Genomic DNA, 24,657 nt, shown 5'->3' on the forward strand with positions numbered 1-24,657 from the left:
GCGACGAGGAACGGGCATGACCCGGTACTCGGTCTTCACGAGCGCATCCGTAGGTCTGTTGCGGGCCGCGGCGGCGCCGCGCCGGGCCGGCCGGGCGGCCGTCCCGCCGGCAGGCGAGCGGGAGCGCCTGGCCGCCCTCGTGGCGGACGGGCAGCTCCTCGAAGCGGTCGAGGCCGCCAGCCCGAGCCTGGCGCGGGACGTGCGGGCGATCGCCGCAGGCGCCCCCGCGAAGGCGAAGGACGTGCGCCGCGCCCTCATCGCTCTCACCAAGTACCAACTGCGGCTCACCGGCCGGGCGACGCCGTTCGGGCTCCTCGCAGGCGTGGCACCCGTGCGGTTCGGCGAACCTCCGGCGCTGCGGGCGGGTGACCGGCACCGGCCGGTCAGCCGTCCGGACGCGGCCTGGCTCGACGGACTGCTCGGGCTGGTGCGCACGGCACCCGAAGTGCTGGCCCGCACGTCCGTCGTCGCCGCGCCGGTCCGGTCGGTGCGCGACGGACGGCTGTTGCTGCCGGCCCGGACCGTGGAGCCGGGCGGCAGGCGCCGGGAGCTGTCGATCCGGTACACGCCGATCGTCGGCGCGGCGCTGGAGGCGGCCACCACGCCCATCCGCTGGCCCGAGCTCCTCACCGGTCTCGCCCGCCGCTTCGGCGCCGACCAGGGCAGCCTCGAGCCGGTGCTGCGCAGGCTCGTCGAGCTCGGGGCTCTGCTCACCGACCTGGATCCACCGGCGGACTGCACCGACCCCCTCCGCCACGTCCTCGCCGTCGGCGGGGACGCGCACGAGCTGTTCGGGACGCTGCGCGGGATCGACACCGACCTGCGCGCCGGCCGGCCGGTCGCCGGGCGCATGCGCGAGCTGCACGAAGGTGACGACGCGTCGCCCGTGCAGACCGACCTGCGCCTCGACGTGGATCTCACGCTCCCGGAGGAGGTGGCCCGGGAGGCCGAACGGGCCGCCACCGTGCTGTGGCGCCTCTCCACCCCGGTCGCCGCCTCGTGGCTGGCGGGCTACCACGAGCGGTTCCTCGAGCGGTACGGCACCGAGCGGGCCGTGCCCGTCACCGAGCTGCTGGCGGACACCGGCCTCGGGCTGCCCGAGTGGGACGGGTCGCCGTCCGGCCCCGGTCCCGACGAGCAGCGTGCCCCGGTGCTGGCCGCCGAGCTGCTGGCCGCCGTTCGGGAGCGGCGCCCCGAGATCGTGCTGGACGACGCCCTCGTCGACCGGCTCGCCGCGGACGAGCCCGCCCCGCCGTCGATGGAACTGTGCGTCGAGGTGCTCGCCGACGGCTGGGAGCGGCTGTGCGCCGGCGACTTCCGCCTCGTCGTGGGGCAGAGCCTCGGCTCGGCGCTCGCCGGCACGACAGCGGCCCGGTTCGCCCACCTGCTCCCCGAGCTGGACGCCGAGCTGACGGACCTGGTGCGGGCCGGCGCGCCCGCGGACGGGGTGCGGGCAGCACAGGTGGCCTTCCGCCCGCTCGTGCCGCGCTCGACGAACGTCGCGGCGGTCCCGCAGCGGCTGCCGCTGCGCATCCCGCTCGCCCCCGGCACGCCCGACTCTTCGGTGACCGACCTGCCGCTGCACCGGCTCGCGGTCACGGCCACCACCGACCGGCTCCACCTCGTGGACGCGTCCAGCGGCACGCGGATCGCCCCGGTGTCCGGCTCGATGCTCAACCCCCGCAGCGGCCACGTCCCGCCGGTTGCGCGGTTCCTGCTGGAGCTGGGCGGGCAGGACACGCCGCAGTGCATGCCGTGGAGCTGGGGCGTGCTCGCCGCGGCGCCGTACCTGCCCCGCGTCCGGCACGGACGCACCGTGCTCGCTCCCGCGCGCTGGGTGCCGCCCGGCGAGCTGGGCGACCCGGCCCTGCCGGCCGATCAGTGGCTGCGGTGCCTCGCGGAGTGGCGGGAGCGGTGGGACGTGCCGCGGCACGTGCGCCTGACCGTGGCCGACAACCACATCCCGGTCGACCTCGACGACCCGGTGCACCAGCTGGTGTTCCGCGACGAGCTGCGCAGGCACCCGCAGCTCGTGGTGCTGGAGGCGCCCGCCGACGCGGGCTGGCTGCGCGGCCCCCGCGGCGCGCACACCTGCGAGGTGGTGTTCCAGCTGCTCGGCAGGCGTGCGGACACCGCACCGCCCGTCGCCCGGCCGGTGGCATTGCGCGAGGCGGACCTGCTCCAGCTGCCCGGGGGAGAGTGGCTCTACGCGAAGCTCTACGCCACAGAGCCCGCGCAACGCGCCCTGCTGCGCACCCGGCTGCCGGAGCTGGTGGACGAGGCCGAGCTGTCCGCGGCCGGCGTCGACGGGTGGTTCTTCGTCCGCTACCGCGATCCCGACCCGCACCTGCGGCTGCGGTTCCACGGCAAGCCGGACGGGCTGTGGGGCGAGCTCGTGCCGCGCCTGCACGCCTGGGCCGGACGCCTGCGGAACGACGGCCTGCTGATCACGGCGGCGCTCGACAGCTACGACCCGGAGGTCGAACGCTACGGAGGGCCGGAGGCGATGGCCGACGCCGAGCGGGTCTTCCACGCCGACAGCGCGCTGGCGCTCGCCCTCGCCCCGCACCTGGACGGGGAGGACGCCGACGTGCGCGCCGCGGCGAGCGTGCACGACCTGCTGGCCGGGTTCGACCCGTCCGGCGGGGTCCTCGAGCGGTTCGTCGCGGCGGTGCCGGTGGCGGACCGACGGGCCGTGCCTGCCGCCCGGCGTGGGCGGCTCGCCGACCTCCTCCCCGTGCCCGGCGGCCGGCTCGTCGCACCGGGCGGCTTCCGGCGCGGGGCACTGGCGGCCTACGCCGCCACGCTCGAACGCATCGGATGCCCACCGGAACGGCGGGCGTACATCGGGGTGAGCCTCGCCCACATGCACTGCAACCGCCTCTTCGGCGTCGACCGCGCCCGGGAGCGGGGCGTGTACGCACTCCTGCACCGCGCGCTGGCCGTGCGGGCCGACAGGGCGAGGCACGGCCGATGACGGCGCTCCCGCTCGCCGTATCGCCGGACCTGCGCCGCCGCGCCATCGCCGTGGCCACGGAGGTGGCCGACCGGCTCCGCTCCCCAGAGCCGGTCGCCACCACCGCCCTCCGCGCCAGGCGCCCGGCGGGGCACCCCGGCTGGGACCCGTCCTCGCTGCTGCTCGGGCACCCCGGCGTCGCCGTCCTGCACGCGACGATGTCGGTCGCCGACCCGTCGTGGGCGATGGCCACCCACGCGCACCTGGCCGCCGCCGCGAGCGGGGCGGGCGCCGACCTGGTGCCCGCGGCCGTGCTGCACGGAAGCGTCCACGGTGGCTACCCCAAGCTCCTGCGCACCCTCGCCCACGCGCTGGCCGAGGCCAGCGAGCAGCAGGTCGAGGCGCAGGTCCGGCGGGCCGCGCAGGACGGCCCATGGCTCGCCGTCTCCGACTACGACGTGGTGAGCGGGCTCACCGGCAAGGGCAGGCTGCTGCTGGCACTCGGCGACGACCGCAGCTCGGATGCGCTCCACAGCACGCTGCGCCACCTCGTCGCGTGCACCCTCCCGGTGACCGCACACGGAGCGTCCGTGCCGGGCTGGTGGTGCCGCGGCGACGACCCCGCCGAGCTCCCGCACGGGTACCTGGACGCCGGCCTCGCCCACGGCGTCGCAGGGCCGCTTGCGCTGATGGCGCTGGCCCACGACCGGGGGCACCGGGTGGAGGGGATGCCCGAGGCGATGCGCACCGTCGCCGACTGGCTGCTGCGCCGGGCCGTGGCCGACGAGCACGGCCTGCTGTGGCCGTCCCGCGTCTCGTTCGCGCAGGAGACGGGGGCCGAGCCGGTCGCCCCGGACGCGGTGAAGGCGGCCTGGTGCTACGGCGTCGCGGGCGTCGCGCGCGCCCTGCACCTGGCCGGCATCGCGCTCGGCGACCCGCAGCTGTGCGCGACGGCGGTGCAGGCGCTTCGGGGAGCGGTGCTGCGCCCGTGGTCGGATGCGCACCTCGTCGGGCCGACCGTCTGCCACGGGGCCGCCGGACTCCTGCAGGTCGTGCTGCGGGTCACCGAACGCGATCCCGACCCGGTGCTGCAGGGCGCGGCCGGCCTGCTCGCGCAGCGCGTGCTCTACGACTTCGACCGGACCGCGCCGTTCGGCTTCCGGCACGGGCACCGCACCCGCTCCGGACGCGTGGTCGGCGTCGACGAGCCGGGGCTGCTCCAGGGCGCGGCGGGGGTCGCGCTCGTGCTGGCGACGTTCGCCCACCACCCCGGAACCATCGGTCCGGACGTCTGGGATGCGCCGCTGCTGCTGTCCTAGTCGCCCGTGGGGTGCTCGTAGTAGTCGGCGGTGCGGAGCGTGGCGTCGGGGCCGAACGTGAGCAGCCAGGTGCTGCCCTTCTTCGCCGGGACGTCGTCGGGGTCCAACTCACGCAGGCCGGCGGCTGCCGCGAGGGTGCCGACCAGGTGCGGGATCACGCCGCCCTGGCTGCACGCCACGACGACGCCGGGGACGTCGGTCAGCGCGCGGAAGCGGGCGAGGGCGGCGGCGGGATCCGCCCAGTAGCCGTCCTCGCCGAGCGACGGATCCTCGTCGATCGCCAGGCCGAGCCGGTGGGCGAGCGGCACCACCGTGTCGCGGCAGCGCACCGGAGGCGCCGTGACGACGCGGTCGGGGCCGAACAGCCCGAGCAGCCCGTCGAGCTGCCACGCCTGCTCCTGGCCGGAGCCGGAGAGCGGGCGCGCCGCGTCCTCGCCGTCCCACTGGCTGCGGCTGCCGGCCTTCCCGTGCCGGACGAGCGCGATCACCGAGACCGGCGGGCCGACGTGCGTGAACCGCTGCAGGATGTCGAGGTCGTGGGGGTAGGACAGCAGCTCGGCCGCGGACGCGGGGTCCAGCCAGCGCAGCTCGTCCGTCTCCTCGCCCGGCGTGAACTCCCCGCCCCGCGCCTCGGCGGCCCAGTACCGCACCAGCTTGCCGCCTTCGGGCACGGCGTAGCGGACGTCGCCGAGCAGCGGGCCGAGCCGCGACTCCTGGCCGGTCTCCTCGGCGATCTCCCGTACGGCGGCGAAGGGCATCGTCTCGCCCGCGTCGAGCTTGCCCTTGGGGAACGACCAGTCGTCGTACTTCGGGCGGTGCACGAGCGCGAGCTCGACCCCGTGTCGGCCGGGACGCCACAGGACGGCCCCGGCCGCCAGTACGTCAGCGGCGGTCGGCTCCATCACCCGCGGCGCGGTCACTCCGCCTCCGTCGCCGAGACGACGGCGTGGCGGAGCATCATCTCGGCCTGGTGGTCGCGCACGTGGGAGACACCTGCGCCGGGCGGCGGCGACGGCTCCCACGGGCCGTCGGCGTGCAGGGTCCAGCAGCGGGTGGCCGGGTCGAGGCAGGAGTCGAACATCTCGCCGAGCTTCTCGGCCAGGCGCGGGTCGGCCACCCGCAGCAGCACCTCGACCCGGCGGTCGAGGTTGCGGTGCATCATGTCCGCGCTGCCGATCCAGTACTCGCCGGCCGCGGCGAAGTGGAAGACGCGGGAGTGCTCGAGGAAGCGGCCGAGGATCGAGCGGACGTGGATGTTCTCCGAGAGCCCCGGCCGGCCGGGCCGCAGCGCGCAGATGCCCCGCACGACGATGTCGACCGGCACCCCCGCCTGCGAGGCCCGGTACAGCGCGTCGATCACCTGCTCGTCGACGAGCGAGTTGACCTTGATGCGGATGCCGGCCTCGCGGCCCTCCCGCTTGGCCTCGATCTCGTCCTCGATGCGGCGCACGATGCCGCGGCGCACCCCGTACGGCGCGACGAGCAGGCTGCGGTAGGAGGTCTGGCGCGAGTAGCCGGTGAGCGAGTTGAACAGGTCGGCGAGGTCGGCGCCGATCGTCGGGTCTGCGGTGAGCACGCCCAGGTCCTCGTAGAGCCGGGCGGTCTTCGGGTTGTAGTTGCCGGTGCCGACGTGGCAGTAGCGACGGATCGTGGAGCCCTCCTGGCGCACCACGAGCGAGGTCTTGCAGTGGGTCTTCAGACCCACCAGCCCGTAGACGACGTGCACGCCCGCCTTCTCCAGCTCGCGGGCCCAGCGGATGTTGGCCTGCTCGTCGAACCGCGCCTTGATCTCCACCAGGGCGACGACCTGCTTGCCGGCCGCGGCGGCGTCGATGAGCGCGTCGACGATCGGCGAGTCGCCGGACGTGCGGTAGAGCGTCTGCTTGATCGCCAGGACGTTCGGGTCGGACGCCGCCTGCTCGATGAACCGCTGCACGCTGGTCGAGAAGGAGTCGTACGGGTGGTGCACGAGCACGTCGCCCTCGCGCAGGGTGGCGAAGACGCTGCGCGGGGTCTCCCGGTCGGCGAACGCGGGGTGCGTGGCCGGCACGAACGGGTCGTCCTTGATGTCCGGGCGGTCGACGGCGTGCACGGCCCACAGCGCGGTGAGGTCGAGCAGCCCCGGCACCGTGACGACGTCGTGCGGGTCGACGTCGAGCTCGCGCAGGAGCAGCTCCAGCACGTGGTCGCTCATCGTGTCGGTGACCTCGAGCCGCACCGGCGGGCCGAACCGGCGCCGGGCGAGCTCGCGCTCGAGCGACTGGAGGAGGTCCTCGTCGCGGTCCTCCTCCACCTCGAGGTCGGCGTTGCGGGTGACCCGGAACGCGTGCACCTCGGCCACCTCGACGCCGGTGAACAGCTCGCCGAGGTGGGCGGAGATCAGGTCCTCGATCGGCAGGAACGTGATGGTGTCGTCTTCGGTGTCGACGCGGACGAGCCGCGGCACGTTGTTGGGCACCTTGACGCGCGCGAACCGCTCGGTGCGCCCGTCCGGGTCGCGGACGGTGACGGCGAGGTTCAGCGAGAGCCCTGAGATGTACGGGAACGGGTGGGCCGGGTCGACCGCCAGCGGCGTGAGCACGGGGAACACCTGCGCGGAGAAGTACGCCGACAGGCGGGCGTGCTGGTCGTCGGTCAGGTCCGTCCAGCGCAGGATGTGGATGCCCTCCGCCTCCAGCTCGGGCCGGACGTGGTCGAGGAACACGCGGGCGTGCGCCTCCTGGATCGCCTGCGTGCGCGTCGAGATCCGGGCCAGCTGCTCGCGGGGGGAGAGGCCGTCGGCGCTGCGGACGGCGAGGCCGGTCTCGTCGCGGCGCTTCAGCCCCGCCACCCGGACCATGTAGAACTCGTCGAGGTTCGACGCGAAGATCGCCAGGAACTTCGCCCGTTCCAGCAGCGGCTGGCTCGGGTCCTCGGCGAGGGCGAGCACCCTCGCGTTGAAGTCCAGCCAGGACAGCTCGCGGTTGAAGTAGCGGTCGTCGGGGAGCTCGGAGACCGGCGCGCGCGTGCGGGCGGGCGGGCTGACCGGCACCGCGGCGGCCGCAGGCGAGTTCGCCGTGCGGGCGCCGGTGGGCGGCGCCGCCGGGCCGGGCTGCTCGCGCGTCGCCGTGGCGGCCACCCCGTTGGCGGTGGAACTGCCCGCTGGGCTGACCCGCCGCGTGGACGGCCGGGGGGCGCTGCGCCCCGTGCGGCTCCGCCGGGCGCTGCTCACCTCGTCCGAGCCGTTCGTCTGCGTCTTGCGCGTGTCGTCAGCCACGACGCGATTGTTCCCCAACCCACCCGTGATGTGTTCGTGACAGTGACGGACAACGGGGTGAACGGTTGGTGGCGAACCGCCCGCGGGGACGTCAGCAGCCCGGGATCAGGGCGAGCGCGCAGCTTGTGTGCTTCCCCACTCCCATGGCGGTGGCCTCTCGCAGGTCGGCCGCGGTGTCGACGTCGCGGCGCAGGCCGGGCCACGATCCGCCGAGCGGGTGGGCGCCGGACCTCTCGTGCTCACGGGCGGAACCCGGCCCGAACCTCGGGTCGAGGGCGGTGCCGGGAGCGGCGAGCAGGAACGTGGTGCCGGTGCCCTCGGCGTCGGGCACGAAAGCGCGTCGCGCACCGGCCGCGAAGAGCGCCAGTGCGGCTCCGACAGCCTCGTCGAGCTCCTCGGGTCGCAGGGCCGGCAGGTCGGCCTGCAGCGCACCGACGGCAGCGGCGGGGTCCTGCTCGCGCAGCACCGCGGCGCCGCGCTCGTACGCCTGGTTGAGACCGGGCACGGGGCCGTCCGGCGTCACCTCGATGCCGAACACGCCCAGCTCAGCGGCCACCACCGGGTCCGAGCTGACCACCAGCAGCCGGCGGACGGCGTGGGCGGCGCGTACCGCGTCGACCGTGTCGCGCAGGAGCGCCATCGCCAGCCGGGCGTGGGCGCGCGGCTCGCCGACGCCACCGTCGGCGGCACCGCGGAGCCGGGACTTCGCCTTGGTGAGCGGCTTGACGGGGACGATGAGGTCCACGGTCGCCCGGTCGATCGAGGTCACACATCCATCGTGCCTGACCCGGTGGTGGACCTTGGAGGCCCGGCCAGGAACACTCTGGGGCGTGGTCAGGCGAGAGAGAGGCGGGTTCTGGATCGCGTTCTGCGCGGTCTTCTTCTACCCGATCAGCTGGCTGGTGGCCCGCTCCCGGTTCGAGGGCGGGGAACACGTACCACCGAGCGGCGGCGCGTTGATGGTCGCGAACCACGTCTCCCACCTCGACCCGATCTTCAGCGGGCTCGTGGTGCACAAGGCCCGCCGGGTGCCGCGGTTCCTCGCCAAGCACAGCCTCTGGCGCGCGCCGGTCCTCGGTTGGGCGCTCGCCGGGAGCGGGCAGATCCCGGTCTACCGGGAGTCGGCCGACGCGCAGCAGAGCCTGCGGGACGGCACGCGCGCGCTCCAGGAGGGCAAGGTCGTGGTGATCTACCCCGAGGGCACGATCACCCGCGATCCCGACGGCTGGCCGATGCAGTCGCGCACCGGCGTCGCCCGGCTGGCGCTGTCGGCGGACGTGCCGGTGGTGCCCTTCGTCCACTGGGGCACGCGCGAGGTGCTGGACGGGTACAACAAGAAGTTCCGGCCGCTGCCGCGCAAGCCCATCATCGTGCGGTGCGGGGAGCCGGTCGACCTCTCCGCCTACCGCGACCGCCCGGTCGACGCCGTGCTCCTGCGCGAGGTCACCGACCTGATCATGACGAGGGTGCGCGACCTGCTCGCCGAGGTGCGCGGCGAGCCGGCCCCCGAGGAGTTCTACCGGAGGACGGCCTCGTGACGGCTCCGGTGCGGCGCGTCGCCGTGCTCGGTGCCGGCTCGTGGGGCACCACGTTCGCGAAGGTGATGGCCGATGCCGGGCGTGACGTCCGGCTGTGGGCGCGCCGTCCCGAGGTGGCCGCCGCGGTGAACGAGCGGCACGCCAACCCCGACTACCTGCCCGGGATCGCCCTGCCGGCGCTGCTGACGGCCACCTCCGACCCGGCGGAGGCCCTCGAAGGGGCCGACGCGGTCGTACTGGCCGTGCCGTCGCAGACGCTGCGGGCCAACCTCGCGAGCTGGCGCGACCTGCTGCCGCCGGGATGCACCCTGGTGAGCCTCGCAAAGGGCGTCGAGCTGGGCACGTTGCTGCGGATGAGCGAGGTGATCTGCGAGGTCGCAGGCGTGCCTGCCGAGCAGGTGGCGGTGGTGTCCGGGCCGAACCTCGCCAGGGAGATCGCGGCCGAGGAACCGACCGCCACCGTGATCGCCTGCGCCGACCACGACCGGGCGGTCGCGCTGCAGCACGCGTGCACCACCGGCTACTTCCGCTCCTACACCAACACCGACGTCGTCGGCTGCGAGCTCGGCGGCGCCGGCAAGAACGTCATCGCGCTGGCGTGCGGCATCGCCGCTGGGATGGGCTTCGGCGACAACACCAGGGCGTCGCTGATCACCCGCGGCCTCGCCGAGACCGCCCGCCTCGGCACGGCGCTCGGCGCCGACCCGCTGACCTTCGCCGGCCTCGCCGGGCTCGGCGACCTCGTGGCCACCTGCTCCTCCCCGCTGTCGCGCAACCGGACCTTCGGCGAGCACCTCGGCCGCGGCGAGTCCCTCGCCCAGGCAGAGGCCGCCAACCACGGGCAGGTGGCGGAGGGCGTGAAGTCGTGCAAGTCGATCTGCGCGCTCGGCGACCGCCTCGGCGTCGAGCTGCCGATCGCCGACGCCGTGCGCCGGGTGTGCCACGAGGGCCTCTCGGCGGCGGAGATGGGCAAGGAGCTGATCAGCCGGGCGCCGCGGCCGGAGTCGGAGTAACGCGCGGAGCTATGGTGCCCCGGTGATCGGGGACGGCACGCGGTGCGTGCACGGCGGGCACGAACCGGGCGTGCCGGGAACGCCGATGCATCCGGGGCCCGTGCTCTCCTCGACCTTCGAGCTCGGCCTCCCGTCCGACCCCACCCCGGCCGACTTCTACGGCCGGTCGGACAACCCCACCTGGCGAGCGCTGGAGACGGCGATCGGGAAGCTCGACGGCGGCGAGTGCGTGGTCTTCGCCTCCGGGATGGCCGCCATCGCCGCAGTCCTGCGGCTGGCCGGCCGCGACGGCGCGCTCGTGCTGCCCTCCGACGGCTACTACCTGGCCCGTTCCCTCGCCCACTCCGAGCTGGTGCCACTGGGTGTCGAGGTCCGGGAGACGCCCACGGCCGCTCCGCTGCCCTCGCTGGACGGGGCCGCGCTCGTGCTACTGGAGACCCCGTCCAACCCGGGCCTCGACGTCGCCGACATCGCCGCGGCCGCAGCGGCCGCCCACGCGGTGGGCGCCCTGCTCGCCGTCGACAACACCACGGCGACGCCGCTCGGGCAGCGGCCGCTGGAGCTCGGCGCCGACCTGGTGATCGCCTCCGACACGAAAGCGCTCGCCGGGCACGGGGACGTGGTGCTCGGGCACGTCAGCGCGCGCGATCCCGAGCTGGTCGCGCGGCTGCGCGAGGCCCGCTCGCGGGGCGGGGCGGTGCTCGGACCGATGGAGGCGTGGCTCGCCCACCGCGGCCTCGCCACCCTCGACCTGCGCCTGGCCCGGCAGGCGCAGAACGCGGCCGCGCTCGTCCCCGTGCTGCGCGCACACCCGGCGGTCAGCGACGTGCGGTGGCCGGGCGACCCGGCCGACCCCGCCCACGCCGTGGCGGCGCGCCAGATGCGCCGCTGGAACGGCGTGTTGCGGTTCACGCTCGCATCGGAGGCGGCCGTCGGCGAGTTCCTCGCCGCCTCCCGGCTGATCGGATCGGCCACGAGCTTCGGCGGCCTGCGCAGCACCGTCGACCGCCGCCGGCGGTGGGGCGACGACGTGGCGGAAGGGCTGCTGCGCTTCTCCGCGGGATGCGAGGACGAGTCCGACCTGGTCCCCGATGTGTGCGCGGCCCTGGACGCGATCACCGCTTGATCGAGCGGTCCGGCCGCCCGGCGAATGATCGGCGCGTCGGTCGTATATCACAGGTGCGTAAGCCGCTCAGCTGTGGTCTTATCTGCGGCAGGGAGGTGGTCGCGTGAAGCACCGACAACCGGACCCCATCGGTGCCGACCCCGATCCAGGGGAGGTACCGGGGATCGCGCGGCACCCGAGCGCGATCCCGACGGGGTCCCGGGTCCTGCTTCTCAACGCCACCTTCGAGCCGCTCGCCGTCGTCACCGCGAAGCGCGCCATCGTCCTGATGCTCACCGGTAAGGCCGAGTGCGTCGAGGAAACCCTCGGCGGCGTCGCCTTCCACTCCGAGAGCCTCACCATCCCCGCGCCGTCGGTGATGCGCCTCTCCCGCTACGTCCGCGTGCCCTACCGCCACGCGGTCCCGATGACCCGCGCCGGAGTGCTCAGGCGGGACGGACGGCGCTGCGCCTACTGCGGCAAGCGCGCCGACACGATCGACCACGTCGTCCCGCGCAGCCGGGGCGGCGCCCACACGTGGGACAACTGCGTCGCGGCCTGCCGCACCTGCAACTCGAAGAAGGCCGATCGGCTGATCGAGGAGCTCGGCTGGAAGCTCGACGTCACTCCGCGCGCCCCCGACCGCGCGGCAGGCGGGATCCTGGTGCTGGCGGTCGAGCCGCTGCCGTCCTGGGAGCCGTGGCTGGGGGAGCGCGCGGCCTGACGGCTGCCCGCCCGACTCACCCGCACCCAGACCGCGACTCGCGGTTCAGTCGCGGGTGCGGCCCGGTGGGCGGCCGCGGTCGGGGCGGCCGCGGCGGTGGGGGCTCGTGCGGCTCCAGCGGCGCGGTGGTCCGCCCGCCCGGTCGTGGCCGTCGGCGGCGGTGCCGGCCACCATCGCCGGGCTGAGGATCCGGATCGCGTCCGTGACCGGCCCGACGGTGATGGAGCCGACGAGGCTCGCGGCGGCGGCGTTCCGGTGGTCGGCGGAGCGTCTGAGCACGGCGGCCGGGGCCGGGACGGGTGCCACGGCCGGTGTGCGCAGGCCGCGCAGGACGGCGACGAAGAACGCGACCGCGGCGACGAGCAGCATCGCGACGGCGGTGAGCTCCAGTGCGGCGTCGACGGCACCCTGGTCGGATCCGGGCGGCTGACCTGCGACGATCCGCACGGCGTGGGCGGCCGACAGCGTGGCGAAGCCGATCCCGGTGCGGCGGATCAGCGCCCGCCCGGACCGGGCGCCCGAGCCGAGCGCGATGATCCCCGCGGCGCCGGTCCCGGACCAGGCCACGACGTCGAGCGTGGCCACCAGCCACCCGGGCGGCATCCGCCCCGGCAGCACGACGGCGGCGGCGGCGACGACCGCGACGATCACGACGGTCAGCCCGCCGACGACGCTCGCCGCGTACTTCCCGGCCCACCCGGTGACGGGCCCTCTGACGGCCAGCACGAGCAGCCCGAGCGCGCCGAGCATCGCGACGGAGCCGGCCAACACCCAGATGTTCATCGGCTCCTCGAGCCCGGCCGCCCGCACGAGCAGTGCCACGCCCGCGTACAGGGCGACGGCGCCCGCGATCCGCCCGGTGCGGGCGCTGCCGGTGAGCCCGGCGACGGCGGCCAGCAGGATGGCGGCGGCGAGCCCGGTGGCGAGCGCGAGCACCCCGACCGCCTCGTGGGCCACAGCGTGCCGGCCGTGGATCAGGAGACCGAGCAGCACGGCGGCGCCGAACAGGGCGGCGAGCACGAGCAGGTCGATGGTGAGCGCGCGGCTGACGGGGATCAGGCCGCGGTGCCTGAGGATGGTGCTGCGCAAGGTGGTGACCCCTCGACGACAGGGGCGGCCGGATCGGGCCGGCCGGGGGCTGGGGAGCTCCACCTGGGGTTTCGACCGACGACCGGGTCCCGTTACCGGAGCGCATCCCGCCGGTCTCCGCGGGCGGTGCGCGCGATCAGTCGTTAACGAGGACCGCCACCCGCACGACTGAGATCGACGGGCGCACCCCGCGGTGCCGTGGACGTGACAACACGAGCGGCGCCGGGAGGTTCGCGAGCAGGTGTGATCGAGATGCACCGGGCTCGCGATATTGGGACGAGGGGGACGTAGGTGAGTGCTGATCTCGGTACTGATCAGTCCGGGTTAGCAACGGCGATCCGGGCACAGTCGCCCGGGTCCCGTGCCATGGCAGCCGCGGCAGGGCGGTGGGCGGCGCGGTTCCGGGCGGCAGCCGTCGTCTCCGACCTCATCGCCATCACGCTGGCCGTGCTCGTCGGGCTGTCGCTCGGACTCGGGACGGACATCCCGGAGTTCGGCGACGTCTCCCCGAGCGTCGGGCTCCTCTCGGGCGTGCTGATGGTCTGCGGGTTGGTCGTATCGCGCGCCTGGGATCCGCGCATCCTCGGCCACGGCTCGGAGGAGTTCAGCCGCCTGATCCGTGCGGTGGTCACCAGCGCCGTCACCCTCGGTCTGCTCGGCCTCGCTCTCGAGGCCACGGCACCGCGCCCGTGGGTCTTCGGGCTGATGCCGATGGCCGGCGCGCTTGCCGCGGCCGGCCGTCTGGCGCTCCGGTTGTGGCTCTACCGCCTCCGCAAGCAGGGCCGCTGCACGGTGCCGATGCTCGCTGTCGGCACGATCGAAGCCGTCACCGACCTGATCATCAGGACCCGTAGGGACACCAACCGCGGATGGACGGTCACCGGGGTGTGCACGCCCACGGGCGCGGCGAACCTGGGCGCCGACGGCATCCTCGGCGTCCCGGTCGTGGGCGACCTCGACGGCGTGGCGGATGCCGCGCGCGAGGGCGGTCACCGGGTGGTGGCCGTGTGCCCGACCCCGGGCTGGACGCCGCGCCGGCTCCACCAGCTGGCCTGGAACCTCGAGGACCTGGCGGAGGCCGAGCTCGTCGTCGATCCCGGCCTGATGGAGGTAGCGGGTCCTCGGCTGCACCTCGACCCGGTGGACGGGTTGCCGCTGCTCCGGCTGACGCGGCCGACCTTCACCGGCGTCTCGTGGGTGACGAAGCACGTCGTCGACCGGCTCGGCTCCGCGCTGCTGCTGGTCGTCGTCGCACCGCTCCTGATCGGCATCGCGATCGCAGTCAAGCTAGACGGCGGGCCCGTTCTGTTCCGGCAGACGCGGGTCGGTCGCCACGGCCGCGAGTTCTCGATGCTCAAGTTCCGGACGATGGTGGTCGACGCCGAGCAGCGCCTCGGTGACCTGCGCGCGGGTAACGAGGGCGCCGGACCGCTGTTCAAGCTCAAGCACGACCCCCGGGTCACCCGGGTCGGGGCGCTCCTGCGCCGCTACTCGCTCGACGAGCTGCCGCAGCTGGTCAACGTGCTGATGGGCTCGATGTCGCTCGTCGGGCCGCGGCCGCCGCTCCCGAGGGAGGTCGCCACCTACGGGCGCGACGCCCAGCGGCGCCTGCTGGTCAGGCCCGGACTCACCGGGCTGTGGCAGATCAGCGGGCGCAGCGACCTGTCGTGGGAGGAGTCCGTGCGGCTCGACCTGCGGTACGTCGAGAACTGGAACCTCGCGCTCGACGCGCTGATCCTCTGGCGGACGTTCGGAGCAGTCGCGGGCACCCGGGGCGCCTACTGACGCCCAGAGCCGGGTGGAGTAATGCCCGGCGATCACCGCACGAGTAGTTCATCCGGAACTCGGCGCACCCGGTGCGTCGGGAAGCACTTTCCACACCCATCGGTCGAGAAGGGCGGCGAATGAGCCCGCTGCAGCAATACACCGTGCGCGTCCTCCGGCGGTGGCCGGTGATCGTAGTGCTGGCACTGGTCGGAGCGGCGACGTCGGCGGCGTGGTTCTTCACCACGGCGACCACCACCTACACCGCGACGGCGGCGCTCTCGACGCAGTCCGCCGAGCGCGGGCCCGAGCAGGACGCGGTACTCGCGCTCGGCTACGTCAACTACTTCAACCAGGCCAGCTACCAGGAACTGCTGCGGCGCGAGTCGGGGATCCCGGCGGACGTCGCCCTCACGGCGATGACCGGGGCGACCAGCCCGATCCTCTACATCTCGGCGACCGGCTCCGACGAGCAGGCGGCCCGGAGCGCGGCGACCGTCGCGACGGACACGTTCCGGAACGACGTGCGCGAGAGCCTGATCGAGGAGCGCCGCCGGGCAGCCGAGGACATCCAGGCCGAGATCGACCGCAACACGGCCGAGCTCACCGGTCCCGGTGTTCGCCAGGACGTCCAGGTCAACATCGTGCTCGACCAGATCCGGTCGCTCCAGGGCCGGCTCACCGATGTGGTGTCCGACAACACGAACCACCTGAAGCCGCTGCAGTCGGAACCCGGCGTGGCGAGCTCGAGGGAGAACCCGCTCGTGGCGACCGCGACGGGTGCGGTCGGGGGAGCGCTGCTCGGCGTACTCGTCGCGCTGCTGCTCGTCGTGACCGACTCGCGGGTCCGCAACGAGGTCGACGTCCGGCACCGCCTCGGTGTCGAGGTCCTCGAGGACGTTGCCGGCGTCGCTCCCGCTGAGCGGGCCCGGCTGGTGCGCACCCTCGTCAACTCGTTGCGTCTCGCCGGCCACTCCGAGCGCACGGTGTTGGCGGTCGTTGCTCCCCGCGGCAGCGTGGCGGCCCGGCGGTTGGCGCGCGAGCTCGCCGCCGCCGGATCGGCCCCCCGCAGGCAGGCCGTGCTCGTGCGGGCCGACCTGACGACGCCCGACATCCGACCCGGCTTCCTGGATGCCCTCGCGGAGCGCGCGGCGGCGCGGGACGCCCTCCTGTCCGGCCCGGACGGCGTGCTGGTGCTGCCGGTCGGTCGCAGGACCGGCGACGGAGCGTGGTCGCTGGTGGCGCCGGAGCAGGTGAGCGAGATCGTCGACGAGGTCGCCGAAGGTTCCCCGCTCGCCGTCCTCGACGCGCCGCCTCTGCTGGAGGCGCCGGAGAGCCAGATCGTCTGTGCCGCCGCCGACCGGGTGCTGCTCGTGCTCGAGCGGGACACGACGACCTGGAGCGATGCCGGCGAGGCGCTCCGGCTGCTCGGGCAGGTGGATGCCACGGTCACCGGGATCGTTCTCGACGAGCCGCACTTCGACAGCCCGCGCGAGGTGTTGGTACCGCGGAGCGGCGCCGACGAGGGCTCCGCGGAGACCATGACCAACGTGCTCCCGGTGGTGTCGACCGAGCTCGTCGGGCCCGCGCAGAGCCCCGTCCCCTCTCCGCGCCCGCGACCGAGGCCGGTCTCCGTCGGCGCGAACTCGGAGGACCACGAGCGGCCGGCGGCGGACGTCCCGGACCATGGCTGATGCGACGACGCTGACCGGCACGGCCCGGCGCGGCGTGGCGACCGTGCGCGCGCACGCCGCCGCGATCGTGGCGGCGCCGGCCTTCCCGCTGCACGCCGGGGTCGGGGCCGGGGTGCTGGTCATCGTCGCCGTGGTGTTCGCCGGGCCGGTCAGCGGCCCCTCCGGTCTGCTGTTCGTGGCCGCCGCGCTCGCCATGGCCGCTCTCGTGCTGGGCTCGCCGACCGCAGCCATGCTCGTGCTGCTGGTCGCGAGCTTCACGCGGCTGGCGGTCGAGGTTCCCGCACTCCCCTCGGAGCCGATGGTCTTCGCGCTGCTGGCCCTGATGATCGTGGCGGGGGTGGCGGTGTTTCGGGGCACGATGCGGTTCCGGATCGGGGCCATCGAGGCGGCGATGGCGCTCTACCTGCTCTGGAACCTCGTCTCGACGGTGTGGCCGCACGATCTGCCGCCCGTCGAGCCCGGAACCGGGGCCGTCGTGCCGGTCCTGCGCTTCATCATGACCGGCACGCTCATGCCGTTCCTGGCCTTCGTCGTGGCGCGCGTCGCGTTCCGGACGGAGCGCACGATCCGGCCGGTGCTGTTCCTGATCACGGTGCTCGCCGCGTACTCGGCGGCGGTCAGCATCGTCCAGTTCACGGGCCCGACGGCGCTGGTCTGGCCGCACTACATCCTGGAGTCGAGAACCTGGGAGGGCCGGGCGGTCGGCATCTTCAACCAGCCGGTCGTCAACGGCCTGACGATGATCGCGGGCTTCGTAACCGGGATGTTCCTCGCGCGCGAGCGGTCACTGCGCCCGGCGGCGCGGATCGCCGGGCTCGTCGTCGCCGCGATGTGCGTGCCGGGGATCTACCTGACGCACACCCGCGCGGTGTGGCTCGTGTTCGGCCTGGCCGTCGTGCTGTGCGCGGTGTTCGCCGCAGGCGCGCGCGCCGGGTTCGTCGTGACCCTCGGCGGCGCGGTCGCGTTCATCGCGCTCACCTGGACGACCTTCACGAGCAGCGACCGGGCGGCGGGCGGCATCGGCTCCACCAGCGAGGTCGACGACCGGTTGAACGCCATCGCCACCGCGCTGTGGGCGATCGAGCAGAAGCCGATCCTGGGCTGGGGTATTGCCCGGTTCGCCGCGCTGAACACCTACCACCACCAGGTCTGGGCGCCCAACGTGGACTTCCGGCGCGGCTACGCGATCGCCTCGCACGAGAACGAGCTGGGGATCGCCGCCGAACTCGGCGTCGTGGGGCTGGTGCTGTGGCTCGCCGTGCTGATCGGGGTGATCTGGAAGCTGCTGTCGGTGCTGCGGCGGATGCCGGTGGAGGGTCTCGCCGGTCGCCGGCTCGGTCTGCTCGCGCTGACCGTGGTCGGCACGTGGGTCGTGTGCGGTCTCACCGTCGACCTGCGCTACTTCGACTTCGCGAACCTCCTGGTGTTCCTGCTGGTCGGCGCTGCCATCGGGGCCGCGGAGTCGGTGCGCGCCGAACCCGACCGGGCCCCGGTGGCCGTCCGATGACGAAGGTGCTCATGGTCTCCACGAGCATGCGGACGCGCGGGGGCGTCGCCAGCTACGTGCGCATGCTGCGGGGCACCCCGCTGTGGGAGCGCTGGCTCGTGGAGCACATCGCGTCCCACCGCGACGGGAGCCGGACCGTGAAGGTGGCCGTGTTCGCCCGCGCCCTGGGGCAGTACGTCGTCGCGCTGCTGCTGCGCCGGCCCGACCTCGTGCACCTGCACATGGCTTCGTACGGCAGCTTCGCGCGTAAGGCCGGTCTGTTCTGGCTGGCGTGGGCGCTGCGGGTCCCAGCCGTGGTGCACCTGCACGGGGCCGAGTTCCACCTCTTCCACGCCGGTCTGCCCCGGCCGCTGCGGGCGGTCGTGCGCGCGACGTTGACGCGGGCCGCCGTGGTGGTGGCACTCGGCGACCGCTGGGCGCGCGAGCTGGCCTTGATCGCCCCGGCCGCCCGGGTGGTGCCGGTGCCGAACGCCGTGCCGGTGCCCGTCGCGGCCGCCCGCCCTCCGGACGCCCCGCCGCACGCCGTCTTCCTCGGTGAGATCGGCGAGCGCAAAGGCGCCTTCGTCCTGATCGAGGCGTGGGCTCGGCTCGCGCCGGGCACCCGCCTGACTCTTGCCGGGGACGGCGCCGTCGAGCGGGCCCGGCGCGTGGTCGCGGAGCACGGGCTCGAGGGTTCGGTGCAGGTTCGGAGCTGGTTGCCGCCGGATCAGGTCGGCGAGCTGCTCGCCGGAGCTGACGTCCTCGTGCTCCCGTCCCGCAACGAGGGCCAGCCGATGGCCGTGCTGGAGGCGATGGCGCACGGCCTGTGCGTCGTTGCCAGCGAGGTGGGAGGCATCCCCGAGCTGGTCGACGACGGCCGCACGGGGCTACTGGTCCCGCCCGACGACGTCGAGGCGCTGGCCGCGGCGCTGCGGAAGGTGCTCGCCGACGCCGGTCTGCGCGCCGCGCTCGGGGCCGCGGCGCGGGAGCGGGCCCTGCGGGAGTTCGACGTGGACGTCGTGTGGCGCCGGATCGACGCGATCTACCAGGGGGTGGCGGGGCGATGAGTGCGACGTGGTGGCGGAGGACGCCGCGACGGGCGGGCCCGATGCGGGTGATGTTCGTCGTGCCCGACCTCGGGCTGGGCGGGGCCGAGCGGCATGTGGTGACGCTCGCGCCCGCACTCGACCCGGACGCGTTCCGTGTGAGCATCGTCTGCGTCGGCGACGAGGGCGAGCTGTTCGACGAGCTGCGCGACACCGGCGTGCCGGCGCATGCCCTGCACAGCCGGACCCGGCCGGTCCGAGCACTCGTCGCGCTCGTGCGCGCGATGCGGGAGGAGCGGCCGGACATCGTGGTCACCCGCGGCTACAACGCCGAGGCGCTCGGCCGGATCGCCGCCGCGCTCACGCGGGTGCCGCGCTCGGTCGTCTGGGTGCACAACGCCACCGATATCGGCCCTCGTGGGCGGATCCGGCCCGTGGTCGACCGCCTGCTCGAGCCGTTGACGAGCGCCTACTACGGCGTCGCGCACGCTCAGCGCACCTACCTGGTCGACGAGCTCGGGCACCCCGCGGAGAAGGTCGAGATCATCCACAACGGCGTCGACCCCGCACGTTTCGCCCCGGGTGCCCCGGTCGATCTGGGACTGCCGGCGGGGGCCAGGGCGATCGGGATCGTCGCGGTGTTGCGGGAGGAGAAGGACCACCCGACCCTCCTGCGCGCCATGCGGATGGTGGTGGACGAGGTCCCCGAGGCGCACCTGCTCGTGATCGGCGACGGGCCGCTGCGCCCAGAGCTCGAGGAGCTGGCGCGACAGCTCGGCATGTCGGGGAACGTCACGTTCGCCGGGTCCCGGCCGGACGTCGCCGCGCTGCTGCCCGCGCTGGACGTCGCCGTCCTGAGCTCCACCACCGAGTGCTTCCCGATGGCGGTGCTCGAGGCGATGGCGTGCGGTGTGCCGGTCGTCGGCACCGAGGTGGGCGGGGTGCCGGAGATGATCGAGGACGGCGTCACCGGGTATCTCGTGCCGTCGCGGCACCCGCGCGCGACGGCGGACGCACTCGTGAAGATCCTCCGCGATCCGGCGCGGGCCGCGGAGATGGGCCGCGCGGCCCGCGACCGGGTGCTCGCGGAGTTCACGCTCGATCGGTCGGTCCGCCGCGCGGGTGCGACGCTCGCGCGGACGGCCGGGCGCAAGCCCGCGCGGCTCGCCGTCGTCCTCGACCAGACTGCGGTGGGCGGGGCCGAGCGGTTGCTGCTCGACCTGTGCCGGCGGTTCGACCGGTCGGTCGTCGAGCCGAGGCTGGTGTGCCTGCGCGCCGAGGGGCCCCTCGGCGACGCGTTCCGCGAGGTGGTGCCCGTCGAGGTGCTCGACCGCACGGGACGGTTCGACATGCGGACGCTCCCGCGCCTGGTCCGCTCGCTCCGGGCCGCGCACACCGACGTCGTGCTCGTCGCCCACCACAACCGGGCGGCACTGGCGCTCGGGCGGGTCGCGGCGCGCCTGGCAGGTGCGGCGCACGTGGTCGCCGCGCACGACATGGACCTCACCCGGGTGGGCGGCCGGGTGCTCCCGCGCCACGTCGTCGAGACACTGTTCCTGTCCGAGGCTCTCGTGCTGCTGGCCCCCAGCCAGGGCCGCTACCTGCACGAGGAGGAGGGGGTCGGCCGGTTCCCGTGGCGCCGGGCCCCGGAGGTGGTGATCCCGAACGGGATCGTCGTCGGTCCACGGCCCGGCCCGGCCGACCGGGCCGAGGCGCGCCGCAGACTCGGGCTGGACGACGCCGACCTGGTGATCGGCATCGCCGCGCGGTTGAGCAAGCAGAAGGCGCACCACATCCTGCTGCGGGCCACGGCACGGCTGGCCGTCGACCGGGCGCGGCTGCGCCTCGTCGTGATCGGCGGCGGGGTGGAGGAGCCCGCCCTGCGGGCACTGGTGGCCGAGCTGGGAATCGCGGATCACGTGCTGTTCACCGGCGTCCGCGATGACGTCCGGGAGCTCCTGCCGGGCTGCGACGTCACCTGCCTGTCCTCGGTGCACGAAGGCGCACCGCTCGTGGTGCTGGAGTCGATGGCCGCCTGCGTGCCGGTCGTCGCGACGGACTGCGGGGCGGTGCGTGACCTGGTTGCCGACGGCAGGGAGGGGTACGTCGTGCCGGTCGGGGACGCGTCCGCCCTCGCTGACCGCCTCGGCATATTGCTCGACGACCCGCGGATGCGCGCCGAGATGGGCGAGCGAGCGCGGCAGCGCGCCGAGGCCGAGTACTCCATCGAGCACACTGCGGCACGCTTCCAGGAACTGATCACGCGGTTGGCGGTCCGATGAGGTCACCCCGCGTGCTGATCCTCGTCGAAAACCTCTCGGTCCCGATGGACCGGCGGGTGTGGCAGGAGAGCCGCGCGCTCGTCCGGGCCGGGTACGAGGTGGTCGTCGTCTGCCCGATGGGCGGCTCGATGGACACCGAACCGGAGGTCGTGCTCGAGGGCGTGCGCATCCTGCGCTACCCGCTGCGAGCGGCAACGGGAGGGCCTTCCGGGTACGTCCGGGAGTACGGGGTCGCCCTGTGGCACACGCTCCGGCTCGCCCTGCGCGTTCGCCGGGAGGGCCCCGTCGACGTCGTGCAGGCCTGCAACCCGCCCGACCTGCTGTTCCTCGCGGCGCTGCCGCTCGTGGCCGCGGGCGCGCGGTTCGTCTTCGACCACCACGACCTCGTCCCGGAGCTCTTCCACTCCCGCTTCGGACGTGGACGGGCGCTCCTGGGGGTGGCGAAGCTGCTCGAACGCGTCACGTTCGCCCTGGCCGACGGGGTGATCAGCACGAACGAGAGCTACCGGCAGCTCGCGCTCACCCGTGGTCGCAAGGCGCCCAGCGCCGTGCAGGTGGTGCGCAGCGCGCCCGATCTGAGCCGGTTCCGCCCTCGCGAGCCCGATCCGACGTTGCGGCGGGGAAAGCGGTACCTCGCGGCCTACCTCGGGGTGATGGGTCCGCAGGACGGGGTCGACGGCGCGCTGCGCGCGCTCGCCCACCTGCGACATGACCGGGGTCGCGACGACCTGCACACGGTGCTCATGGGCGGCGGGGACGACCTCGACGACCTGATCGCACTCGCCCGGGACCTGGGACTGTCCGACTGCGTGGAGTTCACCGGGAGGGTGCCCGACGAGTTCGTGCAGCGCTGCCTGTCCACCGCGGACGTCTGCCTGTCGCCGGATCCGAAGAACCCGCTCAACGACCTCTCCACGATGAACAAGGTCGTCGAGTACATGGCGATGGGGCGGCCGCTGGTGTCGTTCGAGCTGCGGGAGGCCCGGGTCTCGGCGGGTGAGGCGGCCGCGTACGCCCCGGCCGGCGACGAGCCGGCTTTCGCGGCACTGATCGACGAACTGCTCGACGACCCCGACCGCCGCGAGCGGATGGGTGAGATCGGACGGGCCCGGGTGGCGGACCGGCTGTCCTGGGAGGTGTCCGAGCGCAACCTGCTCGGCTTCTACGAGCGGCTGCTCGACCGCGGGAGGACGGGGGTGGCGGTGCGATGAACCGCCTCGGTTGGTACTGGTCGCGGGTCCGGGCCATGAGCGCGCCGGAGCTGGCGTGGCGGGTGCAGCGCGTCATCTCCGAGACGGCCGCGCCCGCGCTGCGGCACGCGCAGCGAACCCGTGACGTCGACAGCTCGTACTGGGAGGGCACCTTCGCGGGGTTCCGCGATGCCGTCGGCCGGCCCGTACTGCTCGATCGCGCGCGGGCCGCCGACCTGGCCAACCGGTTCCCCGCCGAGGCAGCCGCTGTCGTCGCCGCAGCTGACGAGTGCCGCGCCGGCCGGTTCGCCTTCTTCGGACAGGAGCCGGTAGATCTCGGTCCGGGGCCGATCGACTGGCAGGTCGACCCGCGCTCCGGCTTCCGCTGGCCCGCGGTAGCGGCCAACCGGCTCGACCACCGCACCGCGGCCGCCGACCCGAAGTGGATCTGGGAGCTCAACCGGCTCCAGCACCTGCCGTGGCTCGCTCAGGCATGGCTCTTCACCGGCGACCGCGCCTACGCCGACGCAGCACTCGACCAGCTCGACGGGTGGCTGGAGCAGAACCCCGTGGGCCACGGCATCGCGTGGCGGGGAGCGTTCGAGGTCGGGGTGCGCGCGCTGTCGGTCACGATCGCGCTCCAAGGCCTCCGCGACGCGCCCTCGCTGACTCGGGAGCGGTATGCCCGGGCCGTCAGCATGCTCAGCCGTTGTGCGCCGCTGCTCTGGCGGCAGCGCTCGCGGTTCAGCTCCGCCAACAACCATCTCGTGGGCGAGATGGCCGGGCTCGCCGCCATCGCGATCCTGCACCCGGAGATCCCGGGGGCGCGGCGCTGGGAGGCGAGGGCGCTCGGCGTGCTGGCCAGGGAGGCAGGCCGGCAGATCCTGCCCGACGGCGCAGGGGCCGAGCAGTCCACCGTGTACCAGCAGTTCTGTTCGGACCTGTTCCTGGTGCCGGCCGCCCTGGTGCGGCTGCGTGGGGACCAGCCGCCCCAGCCCGTCCTCGACGGCCTGCAACGGGGCGCGCGCTACCTGCGCGCCCTCCTCGGCGACGGCGACCCGCTGCCCCGCTACGGCGACGACGACGGCGGAATCGCCCTGCGGCTGCTCCCGGACCAGGTCCCCGACGTGCACCGGCACCTCGCGGCGGTCTCCGCGTTGCTCGGCGAGGCAGCGGCCGACCTGGCCGCGGCCTGGCTCGGCGGGTCCGGCGGCGCCGCTGTGCCTGCTCCGGGCGAGAGGGAGCTGTACGCGGCCGACGGCGGGCTGGTCGTGATGCGCCGGGAGGACCGCAGGATCACGGTGGACACCGGCCCCCTCGGTTACCTGTCGATCGCGGCGCACGGCCATGCCGACGCCCTGTCCGTCACCGTGACCGCAGGCGGCCGCGACCTCGTCGGCGATCCCGGCACCGGCAGCTACTACGCCGAGCCGGCTTGGCGGCGGGCCTTCCGCGGCACGCGGGCGCACGCCACCGTCGCCGTCGACGACGAGGACCAGTCGGTTCCCGGCGGGCCGTTCCTCTGGGTACGCCACGCGAACACGACCGTCCGGTCGGTCGACCTGGAGCGCGGGATCGTCGAGGCCGAACACGACGGCTACACGCGGCTCGCCGAACCCGTGACCCACCGCCGCTACGTCGTCGCGCCGCGGGGGCAGAACTCCGTCCTGGTCGTCGACCTGCTCACCGGCGAGGGCGAACACCGCGTCCGCACCGCGTGGCCGCTACACCCCGAGCTCGACGTGCGGACTGCCGACGACACCCACCTCGTCACCCGTGACGGCCGGCCGGTGCTGCAGATCGCGTCCGCGGTCGGCACGCCGTGGGCAGTGCGGGGGGACGAGGAGACCCGGCTCGGGTGGTGGTCGCCCCGGTTCGAGGCGTGGGAGCCGGCCTGGCTGGTGGGTACGGTGCTGGAGGCCGCGCGGCTGCCGGCCGTGGTGGTGACCGTGCTGACGGTCTCCCAGCTCGCCGACCCCGTCGTCGAAGGGCTCACGGTCGGCGGGACGGACGTGATCGAGGTGTGCTGGACCGAGCGCGAGGGGGATGCGCGGGTGGCGCGGTCGGTCGCCCTCGATCCGGCGGTGCCGGGCGCCGTGACCGTCGGGACGCCCCACGACACCGCGACTCGCGCGCACTGACGTCGCGACTCGCGGGAGGAGCGCCGGCCCATACCCGCGAGTCGCGCTCTGAGT

At 74.3% G+C, this 24,657-nt stretch carries 17 protein-coding genes; 13 read left to right on the forward strand and 4 right to left on the reverse strand.

Annotation, left to right across the window (positions count from 1 at the left end; all coding sequences use genetic code 11):
• The first annotated feature begins 16 nt into the window (after positions 1-16).
• Both FB388_RS02005 and FB388_RS02010 read left to right on the forward strand, forming a co-directional pair.
• Entirely contained in the window at positions 17-2,977 is a 2,961-nt protein-coding gene (locus tag FB388_RS02005) for a lantibiotic dehydratase (RefSeq protein ID WP_170225434.1), read from the forward strand.
• A complete protein-coding gene (locus FB388_RS02010) occupies positions 2,974-4,275 on the forward strand; it encodes a lanthionine synthetase C family protein (RefSeq protein ID WP_142096066.1) in 1,302 nt (433 codons plus the stop codon). Before FB388_RS02005 ends, FB388_RS02010 begins: the two co-directional genes overlap by 4 nt.
• On the opposite strand, the gene FB388_RS02015 is transcribed toward FB388_RS02010, so the two are convergent.
• From FB388_RS02015 to cofC, 3 genes are all read right to left on the reverse strand, one after another.
• Positions 4,272-5,195, reverse strand: coding sequence for an NUDIX hydrolase (locus FB388_RS02015; protein ID WP_246121495.1), 924 nt, complete (start codon positions 5,193-5,195; stop codon positions 4,272-4,274). The two genes, FB388_RS02010 and FB388_RS02015, sit on opposite strands and share 4 nt — an antisense overlap.
• A complete protein-coding gene (locus FB388_RS02020) occupies positions 5,192-7,531 on the reverse strand; it encodes an RNA degradosome polyphosphate kinase (protein ID WP_425468518.1) in 2,340 nt (779 codons plus the stop codon). The genes FB388_RS02015 and FB388_RS02020 overlap by 4 nt, the downstream gene beginning before the upstream one ends.
• Positions 7,532-7,622: 91 nt before the next feature.
• Positions 7,623-8,300, reverse strand: a complete 678-nt coding sequence (gene cofC, locus FB388_RS02025) for a 2-phospho-L-lactate guanylyltransferase (RefSeq protein ID WP_246121497.1) — start codon at positions 8,298-8,300, stop codon at positions 7,623-7,625.
• 61 nt (positions 8,301-8,361) lie between these two features.
• Between cofC and FB388_RS02030 the strand changes: the two genes are divergently transcribed.
• The 4 genes from FB388_RS02030 to FB388_RS02045 all read left to right on the forward strand — a co-directional run bounded on the left by FB388_RS02030 (position 8,362) and on the right by FB388_RS02045 (position 11,911).
• Complete coding sequence (locus tag FB388_RS02030) at positions 8,362-9,069, forward strand: lysophospholipid acyltransferase family protein (protein WP_246121500.1); 708 nt, start codon at positions 8,362-8,364, stop codon at positions 9,067-9,069.
• Positions 9,066-10,082: an NAD(P)H-dependent glycerol-3-phosphate dehydrogenase gene (locus FB388_RS02035; RefSeq protein ID WP_211361718.1), complete on the forward strand. Its 1,017-nt coding sequence runs from the start codon at positions 9,066-9,068 to the stop codon at positions 10,080-10,082. Before FB388_RS02030 ends, FB388_RS02035 begins: the two co-directional genes overlap by 4 nt.
• Positions 10,083-10,104: 22 nt before the next feature.
• Complete coding sequence (locus FB388_RS02040) at positions 10,105-11,208, forward strand: cystathionine gamma-lyase (RefSeq protein ID WP_142096071.1); 1,104 nt, start codon at positions 10,105-10,107, stop codon at positions 11,206-11,208.
• A gap of 103 nt (positions 11,209-11,311) precedes the next feature.
• Complete coding sequence (locus FB388_RS02045) at positions 11,312-11,911, forward strand: HNH endonuclease (protein WP_142096074.1); 600 nt, start codon at positions 11,312-11,314, stop codon at positions 11,909-11,911.
• A 45-nt stretch (positions 11,912-11,956) separates the two neighbouring features.
• Here FB388_RS02045 and FB388_RS02050 read toward each other — a convergent pair whose 3' ends face one another.
• Positions 11,957-13,000, reverse strand: coding sequence for a hypothetical protein (locus FB388_RS02050; RefSeq protein ID WP_142096077.1), 1,044 nt, complete (start codon positions 12,998-13,000; stop codon positions 11,957-11,959).
• A 366-nt stretch (positions 13,001-13,366) separates the two neighbouring features.
• Between FB388_RS02050 and FB388_RS02055 the strand changes: the two genes are divergently transcribed.
• The 7 genes from FB388_RS02055 (at position 13,367) to FB388_RS02085 (ending at position 24,603) form a co-directional block, all read left to right on the forward strand.
• A complete protein-coding gene (locus tag FB388_RS02055; RefSeq protein WP_142096080.1) occupies positions 13,367-14,785 on the forward strand; it encodes a sugar transferase in 1,419 nt (472 codons plus the stop codon).
• 167 nt (positions 14,786-14,952) lie between these two features.
• Positions 14,953-16,458, forward strand: a complete 1,506-nt coding sequence (locus FB388_RS02060) for a P-loop NTPase family protein (RefSeq protein WP_142096082.1) — start codon at positions 14,953-14,955, stop codon at positions 16,456-16,458.
• Complete coding sequence (locus FB388_RS02065) at positions 16,451-17,965, forward strand: O-antigen ligase family protein (protein ID WP_142096084.1); 1,515 nt, start codon at positions 16,451-16,453, stop codon at positions 17,963-17,965. Before FB388_RS02060 ends, FB388_RS02065 begins: the two co-directional genes overlap by 8 nt.
• Positions 17,962-19,011, forward strand: a complete 1,050-nt coding sequence (locus FB388_RS02070) for a glycosyltransferase family 4 protein (protein ID WP_211361719.1) — start codon at positions 17,962-17,964, stop codon at positions 19,009-19,011. The genes FB388_RS02065 and FB388_RS02070 overlap by 4 nt, the downstream gene beginning before the upstream one ends.
• Positions 19,008-21,272 carry a glycosyltransferase gene (locus FB388_RS02075; protein WP_211361720.1) on the forward strand — a complete coding sequence of 755 codons (2,265 nt, stop codon included), beginning with the start codon at positions 19,008-19,010 and terminating at the stop codon, positions 21,270-21,272. The genes FB388_RS02070 and FB388_RS02075 overlap by 4 nt, the downstream gene beginning before the upstream one ends.
• Positions 21,269-22,483, forward strand: a complete 1,215-nt coding sequence (locus FB388_RS02080; RefSeq protein ID WP_142096087.1) for a glycosyltransferase family 4 protein — start codon at positions 21,269-21,271, stop codon at positions 22,481-22,483. The genes FB388_RS02075 and FB388_RS02080 overlap by 4 nt, the downstream gene beginning before the upstream one ends.
• Positions 22,480-24,603, forward strand: a complete 2,124-nt coding sequence (locus tag FB388_RS02085; RefSeq protein ID WP_142096090.1) for a heparinase II/III family protein — start codon at positions 22,480-22,482, stop codon at positions 24,601-24,603. The genes FB388_RS02080 and FB388_RS02085 overlap by 4 nt, the downstream gene beginning before the upstream one ends.
• Positions 24,604-24,657 lie beyond the last annotated feature (54 nt).

Source organism: Pseudonocardia cypriaca (genome assembly GCF_006717045.1).
In the GTDB taxonomy this organism is placed as follows: domain Bacteria; phylum Actinomycetota; class Actinomycetes; order Mycobacteriales; family Pseudonocardiaceae; genus Pseudonocardia; species Pseudonocardia cypriaca.

Excerpts from the sequence above, each read along its gene's own strand:
- FB388_RS02010 (WP_142096066.1), top strand. The coding sequence starts at position 2,974 with ATGACGGCGCTCCCGCTCGCCGTATCGCCGGACCTGCGCCGCCGCGCC.
- FB388_RS02080 (WP_142096087.1), top strand. The coding sequence starts at position 21,269 with ATGAGGTCACCCCGCGTGCTGATCCTCGTCGAAAACCTCTCGGTCCCG.
- FB388_RS02070 (WP_211361719.1), top strand. The coding sequence starts at position 17,962 with ATGACGAAGGTGCTCATGGTCTCCACGAGCATGCGGACGCGCGGGGGC.
- FB388_RS02085 (WP_142096090.1), top strand. The coding sequence starts at position 22,480 with ATGAACCGCCTCGGTTGGTACTGGTCGCGGGTCCGGGCCATGAGCGCG.
- FB388_RS02075 (WP_211361720.1), top strand. The coding sequence starts at position 19,008 with ATGAGTGCGACGTGGTGGCGGAGGACGCCGCGACGGGCGGGCCCGATG.
- FB388_RS02005 (WP_170225434.1), top strand. The coding sequence starts at position 17 with ATGACCCGGTACTCGGTCTTCACGAGCGCATCCGTAGGTCTGTTGCGG.
- FB388_RS02055 (WP_142096080.1), top strand. The coding sequence starts at position 13,367 with ATGGCAGCCGCGGCAGGGCGGTGGGCGGCGCGGTTCCGGGCGGCAGCC.
- FB388_RS02065 (WP_142096084.1), top strand. The coding sequence starts at position 16,451 with ATGGCTGATGCGACGACGCTGACCGGCACGGCCCGGCGCGGCGTGGCG.